Annotated in this window: 17 protein-coding genes; 4 read left to right on the top strand and 13 right to left on the bottom strand. The window is 64.3% G+C overall.

Annotated elements, in window-relative coordinates:
* Positions 1 to 40 precede the first annotated feature (40 nt).
* The 5 genes from LPW11_RS14945 to LPW11_RS14925 all read right to left on the bottom strand — a co-directional run bounded on the left by LPW11_RS14945 (position 41) and on the right by LPW11_RS14925 (position 7,511).
* A complete protein-coding gene (locus tag LPW11_RS14945; RefSeq protein WP_230994675.1) occupies positions 41 to 3,481 on the bottom strand; it encodes a type VI secretion protein IcmF/TssM N-terminal domain-containing protein in 3,441 nt (1,146 codons plus the stop codon).
* Between the two features lie 60 nt (positions 3,482 to 3,541).
* Positions 3,542 to 4,219, bottom strand: coding sequence for a DotU family type IV/VI secretion system protein (locus LPW11_RS14940; RefSeq protein WP_230994674.1), 678 nt, complete (start codon positions 4,217 to 4,219; stop codon positions 3,542 to 3,544).
* A 297-nt stretch (positions 4,220 to 4,516) separates the two neighbouring features.
* Positions 4,517 to 5,068, bottom strand: a complete 552-nt coding sequence (locus LPW11_RS14935; protein ID WP_230994673.1) for a type VI secretion lipoprotein TssJ — start codon at positions 5,066 to 5,068, stop codon at positions 4,517 to 4,519.
* A gap of 176 nt (positions 5,069 to 5,244) precedes the next feature.
* A complete protein-coding gene (locus LPW11_RS14930; RefSeq protein ID WP_230994672.1) occupies positions 5,245 to 6,768 on the bottom strand; it encodes a phospholipase D-like domain-containing protein in 1,524 nt (507 codons plus the stop codon).
* Positions 6,765 to 7,511 carry an endonuclease/exonuclease/phosphatase family protein gene (locus LPW11_RS14925; RefSeq protein WP_230994671.1) on the bottom strand — a complete coding sequence of 249 codons (747 nt, stop codon included), beginning with the start codon at positions 7,509 to 7,511 and terminating at the stop codon, positions 6,765 to 6,767. The genes LPW11_RS14930 and LPW11_RS14925 overlap by 4 nt, the downstream gene beginning before the upstream one ends.
* A 208-nt stretch (positions 7,512 to 7,719) precedes the next feature.
* Here LPW11_RS14925 and LPW11_RS14920 point away from each other — a divergent pair, with 208 nt between their 5' ends.
* Positions 7,720 to 9,552: a glycoside hydrolase family 15 protein gene (locus LPW11_RS14920; RefSeq protein ID WP_230994670.1), complete on the top strand. Its 1,833-nt coding sequence runs from the start codon at positions 7,720 to 7,722 to the stop codon at positions 9,550 to 9,552.
* Between the two features lie 86 nt (positions 9,553 to 9,638).
* Here LPW11_RS14920 and LPW11_RS14915 read toward each other — a convergent pair whose 3' ends face one another.
* Positions 9,639 to 10,172 carry a hypothetical protein gene (locus tag LPW11_RS14915; RefSeq protein WP_230994669.1) on the bottom strand — a complete coding sequence of 178 codons (534 nt, stop codon included), beginning with the start codon at positions 10,170 to 10,172 and terminating at the stop codon, positions 9,639 to 9,641.
* Positions 10,139 to 10,540 (bottom strand): phage holin family protein, encoded by a 402-nt coding sequence (locus tag LPW11_RS14910; protein ID WP_230994668.1) that lies wholly within the window; start codon positions 10,538 to 10,540, stop codon positions 10,139 to 10,141. The genes LPW11_RS14915 and LPW11_RS14910 overlap by 34 nt, the downstream gene beginning before the upstream one ends.
* A gap of 265 nt (positions 10,541 to 10,805) precedes the next feature.
* Here LPW11_RS14910 and LPW11_RS14905 point away from each other — a divergent pair, with 265 nt between their 5' ends.
* Together LPW11_RS14905 and LPW11_RS14900 are read left to right on the top strand one after the other, a co-directional pair.
* Positions 10,806 to 11,837, top strand: a complete 1,032-nt coding sequence (locus tag LPW11_RS14905) for an SDR family NAD(P)-dependent oxidoreductase (RefSeq protein ID WP_230994667.1) — start codon at positions 10,806 to 10,808, stop codon at positions 11,835 to 11,837.
* Positions 11,838 to 11,948: 111 nt separating this feature from the next.
* Positions 11,949 to 12,392, top strand: coding sequence for a DUF2383 domain-containing protein (locus tag LPW11_RS14900; RefSeq protein WP_230994666.1), 444 nt, complete (start codon positions 11,949 to 11,951; stop codon positions 12,390 to 12,392).
* Between the two features lie 93 nt (positions 12,393 to 12,485).
* On the opposite strand, the gene LPW11_RS14895 is transcribed toward LPW11_RS14900, so the two are convergent.
* Complete coding sequence (locus tag LPW11_RS14895) at positions 12,486 to 12,794, bottom strand: DUF2795 domain-containing protein (RefSeq protein ID WP_230994665.1); 309 nt, start codon at positions 12,792 to 12,794, stop codon at positions 12,486 to 12,488.
* A gap of 145 nt (positions 12,795 to 12,939) precedes the next feature.
* On the opposite strand from LPW11_RS14895, the gene LPW11_RS14890 reads away from it, so the two are divergent.
* On the top strand, positions 12,940 to 13,728 hold the full coding sequence (locus LPW11_RS14890) for a radical SAM protein (protein WP_230994664.1): 789 nt from the start codon (positions 12,940 to 12,942) through the stop codon (positions 13,726 to 13,728).
* Positions 13,729 to 13,829: 101 nt separating this feature from the next.
* On the opposite strand, the gene LPW11_RS14885 is transcribed toward LPW11_RS14890, so the two are convergent.
* The 5 genes from LPW11_RS14885 to cysW all read right to left on the bottom strand — a co-directional run bounded on the left by LPW11_RS14885 (position 13,830) and on the right by cysW (position 18,418).
* Positions 13,830 to 14,630: an SHOCT domain-containing protein gene (locus LPW11_RS14885; protein WP_230994663.1), complete on the bottom strand. Its 801-nt coding sequence runs from the start codon at positions 14,628 to 14,630 to the stop codon at positions 13,830 to 13,832.
* A 168-nt stretch (positions 14,631 to 14,798) separates the two neighbouring features.
* On the bottom strand, positions 14,799 to 15,110 hold the full coding sequence (locus tag LPW11_RS14880) for a hypothetical protein (RefSeq protein WP_230994662.1): 312 nt from the start codon (positions 15,108 to 15,110) through the stop codon (positions 14,799 to 14,801).
* Positions 15,111 to 15,311: 201 nt separating this feature from the next.
* Positions 15,312 to 16,265 carry a cysteine synthase A gene (cysK, locus tag LPW11_RS14875; protein WP_230994661.1) on the bottom strand — a complete coding sequence of 318 codons (954 nt, stop codon included), beginning with the start codon at positions 16,263 to 16,265 and terminating at the stop codon, positions 15,312 to 15,314.
* A 202-nt stretch (positions 16,266 to 16,467) separates the two neighbouring features.
* Positions 16,468 to 17,535 (bottom strand): sulfate/molybdate ABC transporter ATP-binding protein, encoded by a 1,068-nt coding sequence (locus tag LPW11_RS14870; protein WP_230994660.1) that lies wholly within the window; start codon positions 17,533 to 17,535, stop codon positions 16,468 to 16,470.
* 1 nt (position 17,536) lies between these two features.
* Positions 17,537 to 18,418 carry a sulfate ABC transporter permease subunit CysW gene (gene cysW / locus LPW11_RS14865; protein ID WP_230994659.1) on the bottom strand — a complete coding sequence of 294 codons (882 nt, stop codon included), beginning with the start codon at positions 18,416 to 18,418 and terminating at the stop codon, positions 17,537 to 17,539.
* Position 18,419 lies beyond the last annotated feature (1 nt).

Below are 18,419 nucleotides of genomic sequence, written 5' to 3'. Positions count from 1 at the left end.
AGGGGGGGGCTGTACTGTATGTGGCGACTGCTCTCGGGGGCTAGTACGATTTGCCTATGGAGCGGGGTACATGTGCCTGGGCTGCGGCACTCTGTCTTAGAACGGGGGCGCTCCCGGTGAAGGTGTAATTGACCCTCACATGCTTTATGCCCAGTTTTTGCAGGGCGCCCGCTTCGGCGGGAAACTCGGAGGTGGCAAAGGTGCGGCTCCCTCCCCGGAAATCGTTCAGGAAAGCGGGGAACCCGCGCGGCCCCCCGTAGCGCTTGGTGAGGACCAGGTCTCCCACCTCGACCTTCAAGACGACGTCGGAACAGTTTTCCGGCGCCCAGTAGAAGGTCTTCCCGGTGGGGTAGTTGAGGTTCACGAGACTCTGGGTATTTCCGGCGCACAGCAGGTCGAGACGGGTGGCGTGAGGATGGCTCGTGGCATCCTGGTTCGCCTCGCTCGGAAGCGCCTTTATCCCCACCGTGTAGCTCGCCTGCCGGGAGAGTGCACTGGCGACGACGTTAGTGCCGCGGGACATGAAGGAGAAGAAGGCGCCGTCGAGAGGGAGGGTCGCACCGAGCACCTCTTTCGGTTTGAACCCCCCGTCGGTGCGCACCAGGAAGGGGGCCGCGGGTCCCTTGGCGAATTTCCAGGCGAGGCCGTCCGGCCCGAGGAGAACCTGCGTTGCCTGCGGAGTCGGAAGCTCAACGCCCCCCGGCACCACCTCTTCTTCCCACTCCTCCTGCAGCTTCGCTGCCGCTTCCTTCCTGATGTAGTACCAGAGAAACTCCATCGGCCCCGCCACCAGGCGTGCCGGGACCTCCGCCATTGGGCTGTCCGCCCCGACGCCGAGGCGTATCCGGTTCAGGGAGTGATACGCCGCAAAGAACGGGCTCCTCCCGGTAGCAGGGTCGTCGGTGAAGGTCTGCGCCGCGAGCTGGAAAGACTGCCCGCGGGAGGCGGCCGCGGGAGCAATCGCCCCGAGCGCGGAGAGGTATTCCCGCCACGCTGCCGCTGTTTCCTGCAGGGGATCGGCACCGACTCCTCCACCCCCGCGGGAAAGCTTCTGCTTTATCCCGCCGGAGGTCGGCGCCCCGGTGTCCGCCGCCTTTGCCATGATTCCGTCATACGGGGCCGCGCGCTGCGTCCGAGCCCCCTGCAGGAGGTAGAGCTGGCGCAACCATACCGGCACCCCGGTGCCGTGAGAAAGCGGCTCCAGTTCCCAGGTGAGCCGGTTCATGAGGGCAAGATACGGCCCCTGCTCCGTACCGATCACCGAGGCGACCCGCTGCCATTCATTATTGCCGCGCAGCCGCTTTACGCCGCGGGAGAAGTCCTGTGCGAAGGTCTGCCATGCAACGAACGCCGCATTACGCTGCCAGTTCTCCAGGTCCGCCCTGGCAGCGGCATACCTCCCCTTCCCGCCGCTGGCCCCCTCCACCTCGCCGACCAGAGCGCTCAGCCGCGCCATCCCCTTCCGGGTGTACGTGGGGTAGATGACCGGCTCGTCTGCCCCGGAAGGCACCCCTCCCCAGAAGGGGGCGAGGGTCAGGGGGGTGAGCCCTTCGTTGTGCTCTACCCAGTGGCAGAGCCAGCGCAGGTTCCCTTCCTTCATCGCCAGCACATACCTCAGGCGGGCCTGGAGACTCTGCGCTTCGGCCTTCAGGGCATCGCCATCTTTGCTCCAGGCAAGATAGGAGAGGTAGAGCTGGCCGAATTTCCTCCCCGGCTCCTGTCCCCCCCTCTCCGTGACGCCGACCGGGAGCGGCGCCGCCGGAAGCGGCTTTTTCTGCAGTTCCGCCAATTGCGCCCCGCCGATGCGGGCCCTGAGGATGTTCAGCCGACGCACCAGGTGCATGGCGTACTGGCAATAGGTAGCATCGGGTGAGTACGAGTGCAGGAGGGCGACGTTCTGCTCCAGATCCTTGTCGAGGGGGGAGAGTACCGTCTTCCTGAAGCGGCGGCAGAATTTCTCCTTAAGTCCACGCTCCACCTCGATGCTCCCGGTGAGCCCGAGCCGCGGAGTCATCCACCCCCTGTTTTGCCCCTCCACCGTGGCGATCGCCGCGCGATACCGCTCCAGCACTTCCAGATCGCTCCCCGCCGCCACGGGGGGGGCGAGCTGGGCCGAGGCGACGCGTATGGTGCGGAGGTTCTTTATGAAGGAGAAGCCGAGCAGGCCGGACAGGGCGATCATGACGAGCGCCCAGGACATGAAGGCGAGGTCCGCGGTCATCGCCCTCCACCGGATCCCTTGTCTCGTGGGGGAGAGAAGTGAGCGGTCCCTCGGCATGACGGTGGCGAAGAGCTCCTGCAGGAAGAACCCGCGGTCTGTCCCCGGAAGCTGGCGCTGTTCCGAGGCGGGGTGCATGGTGCCGGAGAGAAGGGAAAGGGGGTACCCCTTCTGCAACGCGCTGCCGAAGAAGAGGCCGCGCAGCACCGGGGGCTCCTGGTACGGGTTCTCCTTGAAAAGGGAGGTCATGAAGATGGTGAGCGGCTCCTTCAGGAGGGCGAACTCCTCCGGGAAGAGCGCGAGGGACTCGGCCTCCCGGCGTGCCGCCGGGTCGTTCAAAAGCTGCAGCCGGTAAAACCGCAGCCTCTCCTGCACGGCGGCGATCGTACCTGCGGTGAAGCTCTCCGCGTTCTCCGAGATCCTCTCGTTCAGCCGCCCCATGGGGCTCGACGCCGTCCTCTCGGGGAGAAGGGCGCTGAAGCGCTCCATCCCCTCGATGAGGTCGCACTTCGTCACCAGGACGTACACCGGGAACTTGACCTTGAATATGCGCATCAGCTCGTCGACGCGCTGGCGCAGGACCCGCGCCTCCCCCCTGCTTCCGTCCGGGTCGAGGGAGAGAAGGCGGTCCGCCGCCACGGTGATGACGACACCGTTCAAAGGCTCCTTGCGCCGGTGTTTGGCCAGCAGGGTGAGGAAATGCTCCCACTCCTCCCGGTCCTCCTTCTCGTCCACCGGAAAGGAGTAGCGGCCGGCGGTGTCGATGAAGACCGACTTCTCGAAGAACCAGAAGTCACAGTTGCGGGTCGGAGGGGGGAGTTCTTCGGAGGGGGAAAAAAAGGGGGAGCAGAGTCTGGAGCTGTGCAGCATGCTGCTCTTCCCGGAGCCGCCGGCGCCGAGCGCCAGGTACCACGGCAGCGCGTGCACCGGGTCCCCCATCTTCTTCAGGTGGGACGCCTGAAGCTTCTCCAGCGCCACGCGCCACTTCTCCTGCAACGCCTCCAGCGCCGTCTCCTCTGGTGGGGGAGGCTCCTGCGGCAGCTCGCTCTCCTCTTCCAGCTCCTTGTGCACGAGCTTTGCCTCGCAGCGCCGTCCCATTATGCTGCGCAGGAAGAAGAGGGCGACGCAAATCCCCGCCAGAAAGACGAGCAGGCAAAGCGCCACCCAGGGGGGGACGGAGATCCACCGCGCCACCAGCGGCGCCGCGGCCAGCAAGAGGAGGAGCACCGCTATCTCCAAAAGATGCCTGGTACGCTCATTCATGGAACCCTCCTTCTAAGGAGGCGGCCATACGCTACCGCCGCAGCTGCTGCACCCTCTTTGTCAAAAGGGCACTCTCTTCAGAAGAGTCTCCGTCATCCCCCCGAGTGCCACCCGAAAGACCACGAAGAGGACAACGAAGAAGAGGAGAGGGATCGCCAGGACCGGGAAAGGAGGGAGGGCGCGCAGGAAGGACCTCCCTGCGTCCTTCCCGTCCGCCGGCAGGTCCTGTGGGTATCCCCCCGGGAAGAGGTCGCGCTCGTCGGCGGGCCCCGAGGAGGAGCTGCCGGTCAGCACCTTCAGCTCGGCCGAGCGCAGCTTGGTGAGCGCCTCCTCCGCGCCGGGCCCGCAGTAGCGGCCGGTAAAGCCGAGGGATAGGCAAAGGTAGTAGACTTCCCGCACATCCTGCTCGAGGAGGGAGAGATCCTTCAGCCGCTCGAAGAACTCCTCCCCGTCATCGCTTCTACCGTAGTAGTGACGCTGCAGATCTTCCTTCGGCCACTCGTGCCGCTCGACCCAGGCGGAGTTCAGGATGATCTCGTCACCCCATGCGCAGACGGCGAAGCGGGCGGCGAGATACCCTTCCTTCACCCCTTCCCGCTCTGCGAGCGCTTCCCCCTGTTCCAGCAGATGGTCGATCTCCGCCCGGAGCTGATCCGCCCTCAGGAGGCTCTCCTTGGCGTTGCGCTGAAAGTGGACCAGATACGAGATGAGCGGTGCAAAGCAATCGGTAAGATGCATGGCTTTCCCCGTGTGGTCATCCTTGTGTCTGCTTCGTTTCAGTCGGAGTTTGCGAGGGGGCTGCACTCCCGATTCCCTGCAGGGGAAGAGGAGTGACGAGCCTTGTCGTTGCCGGAAGCGGGCGGGCCGCTCCCGGTTTGACTTCTGTCAGGAGGCTCTGCGACTTGCTGGGACGACCCCGCTGGTCTGCGGTCGCTCGGGGGGGGGCGTCCCGGTTCGTGCCAGATCTTGTTGCGAGGAACGTGGTTGAACTGCTGCTGCAGGACATCCTGCAGCCACACCTTTCGCTCTCCGGCGTCAGTGCGTCTCTTCCTCCGCCACGACGCGGTCCGGGCCGAGGCGCAGGTCGAGCGTCACCGGGGCGGGCTTCAGCGCCTTCTCCCCCTTTTGCCCCGTATCGTGCTGTATCACCGGGACCTCCACGAGGTAGACGGAGTTTTCCACCGGCGCAGCAAAGTACCCCGCGACATAGCCGAGATAGCGGGCCCCCTCCGCGCGATCGACCCTCTCCTCCAGCTCCTGCCGCGGCTGGATAACCAGCCGCTTCGCGGTGGCGACGCTCGGGTCGAAGCGGCTGCACTCCAGAAGCCGCGCCATCCCGTCCGGCTCCCCGACCGCCTGGTTGAAGGCGTTCGGGTCGCGCAGCTGGTACAGGCAGGTCACCAGGGCGTGCGGCGTCTTGTGGTAGAGGTTCAGCTGCTGGTCCCCTACGAGTCGCAGGCGGATCGCCTCCCGTTCGAAGGACCACTGGGGAGGGGCAGGTGCTTGTTGGGGGATGGGGGTGGAGGCGCAGGATGCGAGAGTTGCCATCGCTGCGAAAGTCAGTAAGAAGCGCAGTAACGGTCTCATGATTCTCTTCCCTGTTGGACGGTTCCGGTCACCCTGCGCGCCTTGCGGCGCACTCATCGTAAAGGCAGCGACAGTGCCGTGCAGCGCTCTACCCACCGCACGGCACCAAGCCAAGGGTATCATAAATTTTTTGTAATGCAGGTTTCGCTGTGCGGAGATCCGCACGGGGCAGGTCTTTACAGCGCGGAGAGCCACTGGCTGATGATGGCTACCCCCTTCAGGAGGGAGCTCGTCTCGTAACGGGAGAGGTTCTCGTACACGAACTCCTCCAGGACAGGTTTCTCCGGATCGACGAAGCGGGCTATCGGCTCGAGCGCCTCGGGCCAGACGCTCTCCTCCAGAGCTCCGTTCGGGGCATAGTGGCACAGCCGGCAGTCGGGATCATCGGCAAGGGTATCGAGAGTGGAGACCACCCCCTCGATCTTCTCGAAGAGACGGTCCTCGCCGAGAAGCCCCGCGTGCTCCGCGAGGAGAGTGGCGCGCACCGTGCGCAGGGAGTCGGTGAGAGGCGAGCCCTCCCCCTCCTCCGCCTCCCAGCTCACGTTGATCTCCGTGTCGAGTCCCATGCTCCGGTTCGTGGCATTCGCGGAACCGACGGTGAGGAAGCGGTCGTCGACCAGGAGGAGCTTTGAGTGGATGAAGGTCATCTTGCGCTCCCCCTTCCTGCCGCAGGCGGAGGAGTACGCCCTGAACTCGTGGCCATGCTGCTGTGCCACCCGCTTCAGCGCGCGCAGCATCCTCATCTGGGGGACCCCCAGGAAAAGCTCCTCGGTGAAGGGAAGAAGCTGCGGCAGGACGAGGACGATCTGCAGCTTCGGGCGCTCCGGCGCCGTCATCCTCTGCACGAGCGCCCAGTAGCACGCCTGCGAGCTGAAGTACTGGTTTTCCAGGTAGATCAGCCGCTGCGCGGAGAGGATGGCGTCGATGAAGAGGCGGCGGATCTCGTGAATCTCCGGCTGCGGCGGTTCCAGGTTGAGCGCCTGGGTGCGGCTCACGGCGACGGTGCCGGCCGTTATCGGGATGCCGCGCACCCCCCCGAGGTCGAGAGGGGCGGTCACCGTCGGGAAGATCAGGGCATCCCCTCCCGAGTCGAGCCAGCGCTGCGCGAACAGGGCGATGAGCTCCTTTACCACCGGGCCGGTGTGGTACGACTGTATATCGTGGTATCCGCCGTAGGCGGTCCCGTCCGCATCGACCCTCAGCGGATTCTTCTCCAGGTGCAGGCGGTCGTCCCAGCGGGAGGCGCAGATGTCCATTCCGCCGAGGAAGGCGATCTGCCCGTCGACGATCACGAACTTCTGGTGGTGGGTAGCCCCTACCGCATGCTTCCCGTCGAAGCGGAAGTGCAGCCGGTCAATGGTGGACCAGTCGAAGATGAGGGTCTGAAACCATTCCCGCTCCAGCGAAAAGATCACGCTGAAGTCCCAGGCGAGTATGTACACCTCCAGATCGGGTGACTTCTCGCAGAGCTCCTCCAGAAAGTGCAGGAAGCGGACGTCGCGGTCGGCGAGGGCCGCCTCCTCCCCGCGCAGCAGGGCCACCTCAGAGTCGAACTGCCACCCGGCCAGAAGGATGTAGTGGCGGGCCTGGCGCGCGGTATGGTAGAAGGCGCGGTAGTAGTCGCGGGAGTCGATGATGACGCCGCTTCCTCCCGTCTCGTACACCCCCTTGCAGTTGATCCCGGACTTCACGATGCTCATAAAAGCTCCACTGTTACCAGAAGGGGGAGATGGTCGGAGGCGACCCTGGTAAGGGGGGTACGGGGGACCTTCACGGCACGGACGGCGAGCCCCTCGGATATGAAGAGATGGTCTATGCGCAGCATCGGGAAGCGCACCGGCCAGGTGCCGAACGGCATCTGCCACTGCAGCTCCCGCTGGGCGTCGCGCAGCCCTTTCGTGAGCCTCCGGTAGGCACCGGAACCCGGCACCGCGTTGAAGTCGCCACAGAGGACGAGCGGGGGGGTGCACCCCGTGCTCCCGATCCATTCCTCCCCGGTGATCGCCTGGGCCTGCAGGAGCCGCTCCCGGCGGTTCAGCCCGAAATGGGTGGTAACTATCTGCAGCGGGCTCCCCTCCACCTCGATCTCCGTCCAGAGCGCGCCGCGCCGTTCAAAGGAGGCGTGCACCGGTTCCTCCGGCAGGGGCCCCGCTTTCACGAGGCGCACCGGAAAGCGGCTCAGGATGGCGTTGCCGTACTCCCCTTCCCCCTCCTCCACCTGGAGGGAGGGGTGGAAGTGGTAGTACATCTGCAGGGTGCGGGCGATGAGATGCGCCTGGTCGATCATGTCGGTGCGCACGAGCCGGGCGTCGAGTTCCTGCATCGCCACCACGTCGGGGTTCAGGACGTCGATGACCTCGGCGATGCGCAGCGGCGAGGCCTTGCCGTCCATGCCGATACTGCTGTGGACGTTGTAGGTCATGATGGTGAGGGTCTTCGGCATGGTGGCGCGGGTCCTTCTCCCACTCGCGGCGCCGCAAAACCGCGATCTTACTAAAGACTACTGACAGCAAAGGTGAGTGTCAATGGAGGGGAGACGGCACGCGCAGCGCCCCCCTTTTGACTTGCATACCTTTTCCGATAGGCTAGAAATGCGCCCGTACCTTGCTGCGAGCCACTTCTGCATCGCCCCCACCGCGCACGGTGACCCCATGGAAGAGCACCTCTTACGGAGCGGCGAGCCGTACCCGCCGATCAGCGACTATGGCTTCATTGCCGACTGTTCCTGCACCGCCCTCGTCTCCAGGGACGGCTCCGTGGACTGGTGCTGCATCCCGCGAGTAGACTCCCCCTCCTGCTTCGGACGTCTCCTCGGCTGGCAGACCGGCGGCTTCTTCAGGATCGCCCCCCTCGCCCCGTACCGGGTTCGACGCTCCTACCTGCAGCACACCCTCATCCTGGAGACGGTCTTCACCACGGAGAGCGGGAGCGTCCGGCTTCTCGACCTCTTCCCCGTCGGGGGGGGACGAGTCATGCAGTCGTACCAGCAGCTTCTGCGCATCGTGGAGGGGGTCGAGGGGGAGGTCCCCGTCCGGGTGACGATCGTGCCCCGTTTCGACTACGGCGGTATCCAGCCGTGGATCAAGAGATACCGCAAGGAGAGCTTCATCGCGCTTGGGGGGTGCAACGGGCTCCTTCTCTCCGGCGACCTCCCGCTGGAGCAGGTCGACCGCCACGCCCTCGGCGCCACCGTTACCCTCTCCTCCGGGGAGCGCCGCCGGGTCTCCATCCTGCACCGGCCGCCGGAGCTCCTCGACGGGGATGCCGTCGATCCCCCGGATGTCGCGGAAATGGAGTGGCGCTTCGAGGAGTCGGTACGGTGGTGGCGGGGGTGGTGCCAGTCGGAGAAGACGACTACCGCCGCTCCCGACCTCGTCCTGCGCTCCGCGCTCGTCCTGAAGGGGCTCTCCAACTGCGCGACGGGGGCCATAGCGGCGGCCGCGACGACCTCCCTCCCGGAAGCGCCGGGGGGGCCGCGCAACTGGGACTACCGCTATTCCTGGATCCGTGATTCGGTCTTCACCGTCCGCGCCCTCACCGAGATCGGCTACCACGAGGAATCGGACGCCTTTCGCCGTTTCATAGAGCGCTCCACCGCCGGAAGCGTCGACGAGTTGCAGATCATGTTCGGTGTCGGAGGGGAGAGGCACCTGGAGGAGTACCGGGTGGCGACGCTGGAGGGGTACGACGGGGCAGCACCGGTGCGGGTGGGGAACGTCGCCTCACGCCAGCTGCAGCTCGACGTGTACGGCGAGCTCCTCGACCACGCCTGGCGCTGGCACCAGCTCGGCGCCTCACCCGACGACGACTACTGGGACTTCCTGACTCACCTCGTCGGCGCGGTCGCCCGCAACTGGCGCAGGAAAGACCACGGCATCTGGGAGATGCGCGGGCAGGCGCGCCACTTCGTCTTCTCGAAGGTCATGTGCTGGGCCGCGGTCGACAGGGCCGTTTCCCTGGCAAGGGAGCTCGGGCGCGAGGCTCCGCTGGAGGAGTGGAGCGCCCTTGCCCGGGATATCGGGGAGAGTGTGGAGAACGAGGGGTACGACCGGGAGCGCGGGATCTTCGTGCAATATTTCGGAGGGAGGGAGCTCGACGCTTCCCTGCTGCTGATGCCGATGACCGGCTTTCTCGCCTGGGACGATCCGCGCATGGTGCGCACCGTGGACGCGATACAGGAGGAGCTCTCCGAGGGGGGGCTCCTGCGGCGCTATGCCGCTGGCAGTGACGGCCTGGAAGGGAGGGAGGGGGTCTTTATCGCCTGCTCCTTCTGGCTCACGGAGTGCCTAGCCCGCCAGGGTCGCTGGCAGGAAGCCCGGGAAGCCTTTGCCCGCGCCGTTGCCACCGGAAACGACCTGGGGCTCTTCCCCGAGGAGTACGACACCGGCACCGGGCGGATGCTCGGGAACTTTCCCCAGGCACTGACCCACCTCTCCCTCATCGGCGCGGCACTTGCGCTCGAAGGGAAAGAGGGGGGACAGTAGGAGGCGCCCGCCCGAAAGAGTCGGTTCCGGATAGGGGCACAGGCCCCGACAGGAATCGGTGCTCCCCGCGCGGCAGGCGTCTCCACTCACAGGCGAGCCGGGTGCTCGCCGAACTCTCCGTACCCCACTCCGTAGCGCTCCCTGTCCAGCGACTGCTGCGCCCTCTTCCCCCGCATCATGACCGCGCTCGCCACCGAGAAGAAGGCAAAGGCCATCCTGCCGAGAGTGACGTACTTCTTCATCGTCTTCATCGGGTTCTTCTTCATCTCCTTCGGAAGAACCTCCACGATGGTGTCCCCCAGATCGACCCTCCGTACCGGAACCTCCACGCGCACCGCCTTCTTGTGCGCGCGCCTTCTCAGGAGCCAGAGGAGCCCCACCCCGATAGCAGCACTCGGCACCGGCCTTCTCTTCATGGTGTAGCCGAGGTGCACCACCGTGTTCACCGTGCCGTTCACCACCTTCGTCTTCACCTGCTCCTTCAAACGCGCCGGGGCCAGTTTCGCCTCGATGGAGTGGAGGGTGTCGGTGATCTCAGCCTCGGTGTGCCGGATCTCCTCCTGCATGAGGACTGTCGGCCTCGGCGTTACCGGGTGGTTTTCACTTGTGATTTTGCCCATTTTACCGTCTCCTTAACGGTTTCCGTCGACCTTTCCGGCACAGCCTTCATCTGGGTCAGGTCCTTGCGCCCCTTCTGTATCAGTACGACACCTCCCACAACGAGCAGGATGGAGATCAGAAGCGCCGAAAGCCACATCGGTACGAAGTTGCCGAGCGCGAGGACGAGGGTGGCCACGATGGTCAGAAAGGCGGTGTGGAGAACGACCGCGCCTGCTCCCAGCGCGGCAGCGTCTTTGCCGAAGCGGATCGCCTTCTCGGACATCTCGGTGCGCAGAAGCGTCACTTCCTGCTTCAGCAAGGTGCGTATTTCATTCATCAGCTCGGAGAACAGCTCCCCGAGGGGACGATCTTCTTTTCTTTCGATCATGAACGGCCTCCTTTGCCGATTCGGGGCACCCCCTCCGACGGGGGCGCGGGTAAAACTGTCCAATCACTATAAATTCTAAGGTTACCGCAACTTCTGTCAATCCCATGACACCGGGAGAGATCCGCGGCGGGTCCGTCATTTCCCCTTACAATACAGGGATTTACGCAGGCACACCGGATTGACTTCCGCCCCCCCTCCCCTATACTTTAAGGTGATGGCCGATAGAAGCGGCCGCGGCACCGTGAAGCGGTGCGGGAGGATGTACATGAATCCGACAAGAAAGAAAAGCCGCGCACTCTCCTTTCTCCTGGCGGGAACGGCCGCGGCGGTTGTCACCTCGGCGATGGCGCGTCGCCTGCGCCGGGTCAGCTTCGCCGGGGCGTCCGTAGTCATCACCGGCGGATCCCGGGGGCTCGGGCTGGAACTGGCCCGGCTCTTTGCAGACGAGCGCGCCGCGGTCACCCTTCTCGCGCGCGACGCCGAGGCGCTGGAGCGGGCGAGGCTCGACCTGGAAAGGCGCGGCGCCGACGTGCTGGCGCTGCAGTGCGACGTGGCAAATCCGCACGAGGTGCAGCAGGCGGTGGATCAGATCATGCGGTACCGGCGCCGCATCGACGTACTCGTCAACAATGCGGGGATCGTGCAGGTCGCCCCGATGGAGAACCTGGACCTGCAGGACTTCCGCGACGCCATGGACATCTACGCCTGGGCACCGCTGTACACGGTGAGCGCTGTCGCACCGCTCATGCGCCGGCAGGGGGGCGGGCGCATCGTGAATATATCCTCGATAGGGGGGATCGTGGCGGTCCCTCACCTGCTGGCCTATTCGGTCGGCAAGTTCGCCCTCACCGGCCTCTCCGACGGGCTGCGGGCGGAACTGGCGAAGGACGGGATCCGGGTGACGACGGTCATTCCCGGGCTCATGCGCACAGGCTCGCACCTGCACGCCTTTTTCAAGGGGCAGCACCGGAAGGAGTACGCCTGGTTCTCCATCTCCGATGCCTTCCCCCTCTTTTCCAGCTCCTCCCGCACCGCCGCCCGCAAGATCCTGAACGCCTGCCGCTACGGTGACGCGCGGCTGATCATCTCGCTCCCGGCGACCCTCATGCATGCCTGCAACGCCCTCTTCCCCGGGGTGTACGCAGGGGCGACAGAACTGGCCGCTCGCCTTCTCCCGGCGCCGGACCCGGCGTACGGGGGTGTGCTGCATCTGGGGAGGGAGAGCCGGTCACGCTTTACCCCGCGCATCCTGACGAGCCTTGCCGACCGCGCGGCGGAGAGAAACAACGAGATGTAACGAGTAGATGCGGCGAGGTAGGGAGGGACCCTCCCCACCTCTGCGGGGCGGTTTGTAATGCCCCCTCCCAATGTTAAAATGATTAAAAAGAATACATAAGGAGGACCCGCAATGACCCGGGACGAAATTATCAATCAGCTGCAAAAGTTGATTCACCTCGACGTTGACGCAACGCACGCCTACGACCAGGCCATCAAGAATGTCAGCGAGCAGATCATCAAGGAGAAGCTGATCCTCTTCCAGGCGGACCACCGCAAGCACATCGACCTGCTGTCGGCGAAGATACTGGAGCTCGGCGGCACCCCTCCGGAGCTCACCTCCGACTTCAAGGGGTTCTTCATCACAGGATTCACCGCGCTGCGCAGCCTCACCGGAACGAAGGGGGCGCTGGAAGCGATGGAAAGCAACGAGCGTCTGACGAACACGAAGTATGAGGATGCCTCCCGTCTCGACCTCCCCCTCGAAATCGTCTCCATTGTGCAGTCGAACCTCTCCGATGAGCGCTACCATCTTTCCTTCATCCGCGAGGCACTCGCTTCCCTGAATGCCAGGTAGGGCGAGCGCCGGCAGATGAAATGGAAAAGGGCCCGAACCGGTTTCCGGTTTAGGCCCTTTTCTTTTGCCGCCAGAAGCGGGTTGTTGAGGTGGCTACTTCTTGCTGGACGAAGAAGAACGCCCCTTTGAGGATGACGAGGACGATCCTTTGGAAGACGACCCTTTGGAGGACGATCCTTCGTCTGAACCTCCTCTTTCGCTACCAAACGCTTTCATGACATCCGCCATGCTGTTGTACTCGCGGTCGTCCATCCTCTTGATTTCGTCGAGGACTACCGCCTCCGCCTTCTGGTGTTGGGCATGCTTCACCAGGTCTTCCTTCTGGGCGGGGAAATCGATCCCTTTGAGATGTTTTGTTATGTTAGCAGGTGAATGACCTCCACCACGTCCGACATTCGCCATAATCCTTCCTCCTGTCTGGCTGCCGTCTCTCCTTGGTTGCAAGCCACAATGGCTACCTTAGAATTCTAGCATCTTTGCCGGACAGTGCCAATCAAGGCAGAATAAAAGGGCTTATTTTACGCCACCTTGCGAGACAGGAAAAGCCATGAGAGAAAAGGAGAGGCTCCCCGCCGCACTCTGTTTCCGCGTAACCCGCAGGTGCAATGCGCGGTGCGATTTCTGCCTCGCACCTCCTGCCGGAAGCGACCCCCCTGGCGAGGTCCTGCTGTACCGCCAGCGCTGGCTTCTCCGGCATGGAGCGAGAGAGATCCGCTACTGCGGCGGGGAGCCCTCGCTGCACCCCGACCTCCCCGAGCTGATAGAGGAGGCCCGCGCCGCCGGCGCGAAGACCGCCCTCACCACCAATGCACTCGCCCTCCCCGATGAGTTGGTGGCGCTCCTTTCCGCGGCGCGGACCCGCGTGAAGGTGAGCCTGCACGGTGATCGGGAGGAGCACGACGCGCTGGTGGGGCGGGGCGCCTTCGACGGCACCTGCGCCGGGGTGCACCGCCTCCTCGCGCAGGGGGTAGAGACCTCGCTGCAGAGCGTGTTGGTACGGGGAGGCATCGGAATCATTGAGTGGGGGGTAAACTTCTGCCTGGAGAGGAGGATACGCCGCTATACCCTTCTCCCCTTCGTGGCACGGGGGAGAGGGGGTGACCGCCGGGACCGCTATGAGCTGGAGGAGGCGGGGCGGCGGGCGCTGAGGCGCGAGGTGGCGCGCCTCCGGAAGGATCTCGGGAGCCGGCTCGATCTGCGGCTGCTGGACTTCCACTCCAGGCGCATCCCGGTGGTGGAGACGGACGGCAGGATCGTCTGGGAAGGGTGCAGCGAAACCGGCGACATTCTCATCTGCACCATCCCGGAGGGGGCACAGATGCAGGCGGAGCCATAGCATTGAGTGGCTGTCGGACTGGTCGGACTGGTGTGACAACTCGGTCCACAAAAAAGCCCCCGCCGAAATGGCAGGGGCTTTTGTACTCTCGGTCTGTCGTCTCAGAGTTCCTTCAGGATGCTCTCCTTCTTCGCGCGGTACTCGTCCTCTGTGATGAGCCCTTTCGCCTTCAACTCACCAAGAACCCTCAGGCGCTCCTCGAAGTCCTTCGCCGCAACAGGAGCGACCTTCACCGGCGCCCCCGCGACTTCAGGCTCGGGAGCGAGCGCTGCCTCGGCCGAAGCCTCGGGAACAGCTATCACCAGCCAGTCGGGTCGCTGTGCTGCAAAAGTGACCTTTGAAGAGGTGCTGGTAACGACACCGGGCAGTTCAACCCCCTTCCCGCGGGAGGGGGGGACGAAGGGCTGCAGGCGACGGTCCAGTTCCCGGATCTGTTCGCGCAGCATCCCCAGAATGAGGTTCAGCCGGTTTTCCCGGTAAAAGGCTCGCCCGGTGGTGACAACCTCTTCGCTGCCGATGCCGGCGAGAACGGGGTTTCTTCCGTAGACGGCAAAGACGACGTCCTGGTCGGGGCGCGCCTTCTGCAGCGCGGCGGGGAGTTGCTCGGTGAGAAGCTTCACTTCCGGTTCGTCGAAAACGCGCACCTGCTTCGGGTTGTTCGGAAACTTCACACGCAGGGCGGCAAGCTCCGAGTGGAGCCTCTTGTCGGAGAGGGAGACAGGGTGCTGGTTCGGCGGGGCCTTCTCCCCCCTCTCGTCGCGGTCCACCAGCGCCACGAACTGATCGCGCGAATGCCACACTACCGCTTTCTTGGCCGCCTCTTGCGTAGCGCAACCGGTTTGCAGCGCCATCAGGGAGATCAGCGCAAAAAGACAAAAGGTACGAGGTGACAGAAACGACATTTCTTCCTCCTTCAGCATAAGCGCCAGGCGCCGGGGATAGCAGGCCAACAAGTTCAGCCGTCTTATCAGCAACGCCATGGCAAGTCAAGCCAAAAGGGAGGGATCCCGCGGGTAGTAAAACGAAATCTCATTCCGCTGGTGCGTCGCTCCGTGGAGGAGAAACGCCACCTACAGCGCACACCGGTCTCTGCGTTCAAGCACCGCGTCGATGATCCTGTCCGCTTCGCTGGCGGTGAGACCGACGCCGGGCTTGTTCCCCATCCAGTGGGTAACGTCGTCCCTGCTGCTCGCCAGCGGCTGCGGCAAGGGAGGGCCGTTCACCCGCTTGCCGTTGACGTAGAGCATCGCCTTGTACTCCCCCTGGTGACGCACGAGGGCAAAGGTGGCGAGTGCTCCGTTGGACAGGACCTTGTTCAGAAGCTCCCTCTCCACAATCGGCTCTTCATCCGCATACAGCTTGTACCAGTCAAGGTTCGACATTACCGTTCTCCTCTGGTGAAGATTGCGTCGTGCCAACGAGACAGCGGTTGAATTAAGGGATAGTAATAGAATCGGCACTGCAGGGAGGATCTTGAATTAAAACAGTGGGAAACCGGGAAGGTCGGGACGGCGGGGGAACGAAAAGGATGGGGGAAGGGAAGAGGGATGCCGCGGACGATGCCGGGCATCCCTCTCTTTTACCTACGCTTCCTCGAAGAGGGCGGTGGAGAGGTACCTTTCTGCGAGGTCCGGGAGGATGACCACGATGGTCTTCCCGGCAAACTCGGGGAGCTTCGCCAGCCGCACGGCGGCGGCTGCGGCGGCACCGCTGGAGATCCCCACCAGGAGCCCTTCCTCCTTCACCAGCCGCTGCGCGAAGGCGAGCGCCTCGGCGCTCTCCACCTGCTCAACACGGTCGACGAGGGAAAGGTCGAGGGTCTCGGGGATGAAGCCTGCGCCGATACCCTGGATCTTGTGCGGGCCGGGCTTCAGCTCTTCACCGGCAAGCTTTTGCGAGATCACCGGGCTCTCTTTCGGCTCCACGGCGACGGAAAGGATCTGCTTCCCCTGCGTCTGCTTGATATAGCGCGAGATGCCGCTGATGGTGCCGCCGGTGCCGACCCCCGATACGAGAACATCGATGCCGCCGTCGGTGTCGGCCCAGATTTCGGGACCGGTGGTCTTCTCGTGAATCTCCGGGTTCGCCGGGTTCTTGAACTGCTGCGGCAGGAAGTAACGCGCCGGGTCGGAGGCGGCGATCTCTTCAGCCTTTGCCACGGCACCCTTCATCCCTGCGGAACCGGGGGTGAGGATCAGGTTGGCGCCAAGCGCCGCGAGGACGCGACGACGCTCTATGCTCATCGTCTCCGGCATGGTGAGGGTGAGCTTGTAGCCGCGGGCAGCGGCGACGTAGGCAAGAGCGATGCCGGTGTTGCCGCTGGTCGGCTCAACGATCTCGACCCCCGGCTTCAGCACGCCTCGTGCCTCCGCGTCCCAGATCAGGTTAGCTCCGATCCTGCACTTGACGGAGTACGCCGGGTTGCGCCCCTCGATCTTCGCCAGTACGGTAGCCTGGGCACCTTTGGTGACGTGGTTCAGGCGAACCAGCGGGGTGTTGCCGATAGACTGCGAGTTGTCTTCATAAATGCGGGACATGGAGCTTCTCCTTTCGCTGTTTATTGCGGGCCACTTTTGCAGCGTCGCCGGGTACTGTGTGGGGGTGCAGCTTCTTTATCCAGCTCGCTGCTGGCAGAAAATCCAGAACTACCTTTATAATTATCGCATTCCATTGTCAACTACATTCTCCCCATTCTTGACCACATCGGTGAGACAATGGGGTGCAGGGGGAGGAGAATCGCTAGATCTGGTAGTCGCCGGTGAAGACGCGGACCTTGCGGGGGCGTGCGTAGACGCGTTCCCCTACCTGCAGGGTGAGGCGGTCGGCGGCCTCGCGGGAGAGGTCGACCTCCACCTTCGCGGTGCTCCCCACGAGGGATAGATCGACCCGCACCAGAGGTCCCACCGCGAGGATGTGCCTCACCTGCGCCTCGATGGCGGTCGCGTCCAGCGGGTGCCGGGCGAGCTCGATGTCGTGGGAGCGGACGTAGCCGATGGCAGGGGTATTACTGATGGCGGCATGCTCCGGCGCCTGCACCTCCACCCCGGCGAGCTGCGCCTTCCCCTGGTGCACCCGGCCGTGGAAGAGGTTCACATTCCCCAGGAAGTCGAAGACAAACGGTGTCGCCGGACGGTCGTACACCTCGCTCGGCGTCCCCTGCTGCTCGATGCGCCCACTGTTCATCACCACGATCCTGTCTGCAACCTCCAGCGCCTCCTCCTGGTCGTGGGTGACAAATACGCTGGTGACGTGAATCTCGTCGTGCAGCTTGCGCAGCCAGCGGCGCAGTTCGAGGCGGACCTTCGCGTCGAGCGCCCCGAACGGCTCGTCCAGCAGAAGAACCTGCGGCTGCACCGCGAGGGCTCGCGCGAGCGCCACGCGCTGCCTCTGTCCCCCCGAGAGCTGTGCCGGGTAGCGATCGGCCAGCTGCTCCAGCTGGATGAGACCGAGAAGCTCCCGCACCCTCCCCGCGATCTCCCGCTTCGACGGACGCTCCTTGCGCGGCTTTACGGTCAGCCCGAAGGCAATGTTGTCAAAGACCGTCATGTGCCTGAAGAGGGCGTAGTGCTGGAAGACGAACCCCACCTGCCGCTCCCGCACGTCCCTCTCCGTCGCCTCCTCCCCGTTGAAGAGGATGCTGCCGCTGTCGGGCGCCTCCAGCCCCGCGATGATGCGCAGGAGAGTCGTCTTCCCGGAGCCGGAAGGGCCGAGGAGGGCGACGAGCTCTCCGGAGGGGAAGGTCATGGAGAGGTCGCTGAGGGCCTCGAAGTTGCCGAAACGCTTGCTGATGCCGCTGATCTCGATCATGTCAGTTACCTTTCCTTACTGCGCCGGTGAGGGTCTGCTGGATCTTCCATTCTGCCACCGTCTTCACCGCCAGTGTCACCAATGCGAGGAGCCCGAGGATGGAGGCGACGGCGAAGGCGGCGGCGTAGCTGTACTCGTTGTAGAGTATCTCCACCTGCAGCGGCACCGTGTTCGTCGCGCCGCGCACGTGCCCGGAGACGACGGAGACGGCTCCGAATTCCCCCATCGCCCGCGCGTTGCACAGAATGACTCCATAGAGTATCCCCCACTTGATGTTGGGGAGCGTCACCCGCAGGAATGTCTGCAGGCCGCTCGCCCCGAGAGTCAGCGCCGCCTCCTCCTCGTCGCGCCCCTGCGCCTCCATGAGGGGGATAAGCTCCCGCGCCACGAAGGGGAAGGTGACAAAGAGGGTGGCGAGCACGATCCCCGGGACCGCGAAGATGATCTTTATGTCGTGCTCCTGGAGCCACGGCCCGAGCCACCCCTGCAGCCCGAAGATGAGGACGTAGATGAGACCGGAGACGACCGGTGAAACCGAAAAGGGCAGGTCGATAAGGGTGATGAGGAGGCTCTTGCCGCGGAAGTTGAATTTGGTGATCACCCACGACGCCACCACCCCGAAGAAGAGATTGAGCGGGACGCAGAAGGCGGCGGTAATGAGGGTGAGCCTGATCGCCGCGAGGGTGTCCGGCTCTTTCAACGCCTGCAGATAGGCGTCCCACCCCTTCTCCAGCGCCTGGGAAAAGACGGCGCACAGGGGGAGTATGAGAAAGAGGGCGAGAAAGGCTATGGCGGCGGCGACAAGGAGCCAGCGCACGGCGGCCGGCTCCGAGACGTTCAAGCCCCCCCTCCCCTTATGTCCCAAAATCTTCGTTGCGTGCATC

This window comes from Geomonas sp. RF6 (assembly GCF_021044625.1).
Taxonomy (GTDB): Bacteria; Desulfobacterota; Desulfuromonadia; order Geobacterales; family Geobacteraceae; genus RF6.
Note: the sequence above shows the minus strand (reverse complement) of the source record. Positions and strands in the feature narration are given on the sequence as shown.

What these genes read in the sequence shown, in the direction of transcription:
- LPW11_RS14935 (WP_230994673.1), bottom strand. Translation starts at nt 5,068, where the DNA reads ATGAGACCGTTACTGCGCTTCTTACTGACTTTCGCAGCGATGGCAACT.
- LPW11_RS14945 (WP_230994675.1), bottom strand. Translation starts at nt 3,481, where the DNA reads ATGAATGAGCGTACCAGGCATCTTTTGGAGATAGCGGTGCTCCTCCTC.
- LPW11_RS14915 (WP_230994669.1), bottom strand. Translation starts at nt 10,172, where the DNA reads ATGGGCAAAATCACAAGTGAAAACCACCCGGTAACGCCGAGGCCGACA.
- LPW11_RS14895 (WP_230994665.1), bottom strand. Translation starts at nt 12,794, where the DNA reads ATGGCGAATGTCGGACGTGGTGGAGGTCATTCACCTGCTAACATAACA.
- LPW11_RS14870 (WP_230994660.1), bottom strand. Translation starts at nt 17,535, where the DNA reads ATGATCGAGATCAGCGGCATCAGCAAGCGTTTCGGCAACTTCGAGGCC.
- LPW11_RS14920 (WP_230994670.1), top strand. Translation starts at nt 7,720, where the DNA reads ATGGAAGAGCACCTCTTACGGAGCGGCGAGCCGTACCCGCCGATCAGC.
- LPW11_RS14890 (WP_230994664.1), top strand. Translation starts at nt 12,940, where the DNA reads ATGAGAGAAAAGGAGAGGCTCCCCGCCGCACTCTGTTTCCGCGTAACC.
- LPW11_RS14930 (WP_230994672.1), bottom strand. Translation starts at nt 6,768, where the DNA reads ATGAGCATCGTGAAGTCCGGGATCAACTGCAAGGGGGTGTACGAGACG.
- LPW11_RS14900 (WP_230994666.1), top strand. Translation starts at nt 11,949, where the DNA reads ATGACCCGGGACGAAATTATCAATCAGCTGCAAAAGTTGATTCACCTC.
- LPW11_RS14910 (WP_230994668.1), bottom strand. Translation starts at nt 10,540, where the DNA reads ATGATCGAAAGAAAAGAAGATCGTCCCCTCGGGGAGCTGTTCTCCGAG.
- LPW11_RS14925 (WP_230994671.1), bottom strand. Translation starts at nt 7,511, where the DNA reads ATGCCGAAGACCCTCACCATCATGACCTACAACGTCCACAGCAGTATC.
- cysW (WP_230994659.1), bottom strand. Translation starts at nt 18,418, where the DNA reads ATGCACGCAACGAAGATTTTGGGACATAAGGGGAGGGGGGGCTTGAAC.
- LPW11_RS14885 (WP_230994663.1), bottom strand. Translation starts at nt 14,630, where the DNA reads ATGTCGTTTCTGTCACCTCGTACCTTTTGTCTTTTTGCGCTGATCTCC.
- LPW11_RS14905 (WP_230994667.1), top strand. Translation starts at nt 10,806, where the DNA reads ATGAATCCGACAAGAAAGAAAAGCCGCGCACTCTCCTTTCTCCTGGCG.
- LPW11_RS14940 (WP_230994674.1), bottom strand. Translation starts at nt 4,219, where the DNA reads ATGCATCTTACCGATTGCTTTGCACCGCTCATCTCGTATCTGGTCCAC.
- cysK (WP_230994661.1), bottom strand. Translation starts at nt 16,265, where the DNA reads ATGTCCCGCATTTATGAAGACAACTCGCAGTCTATCGGCAACACCCCG.
- LPW11_RS14880 (WP_230994662.1), bottom strand. Translation starts at nt 15,110, where the DNA reads ATGTCGAACCTTGACTGGTACAAGCTGTATGCGGATGAAGAGCCGATT.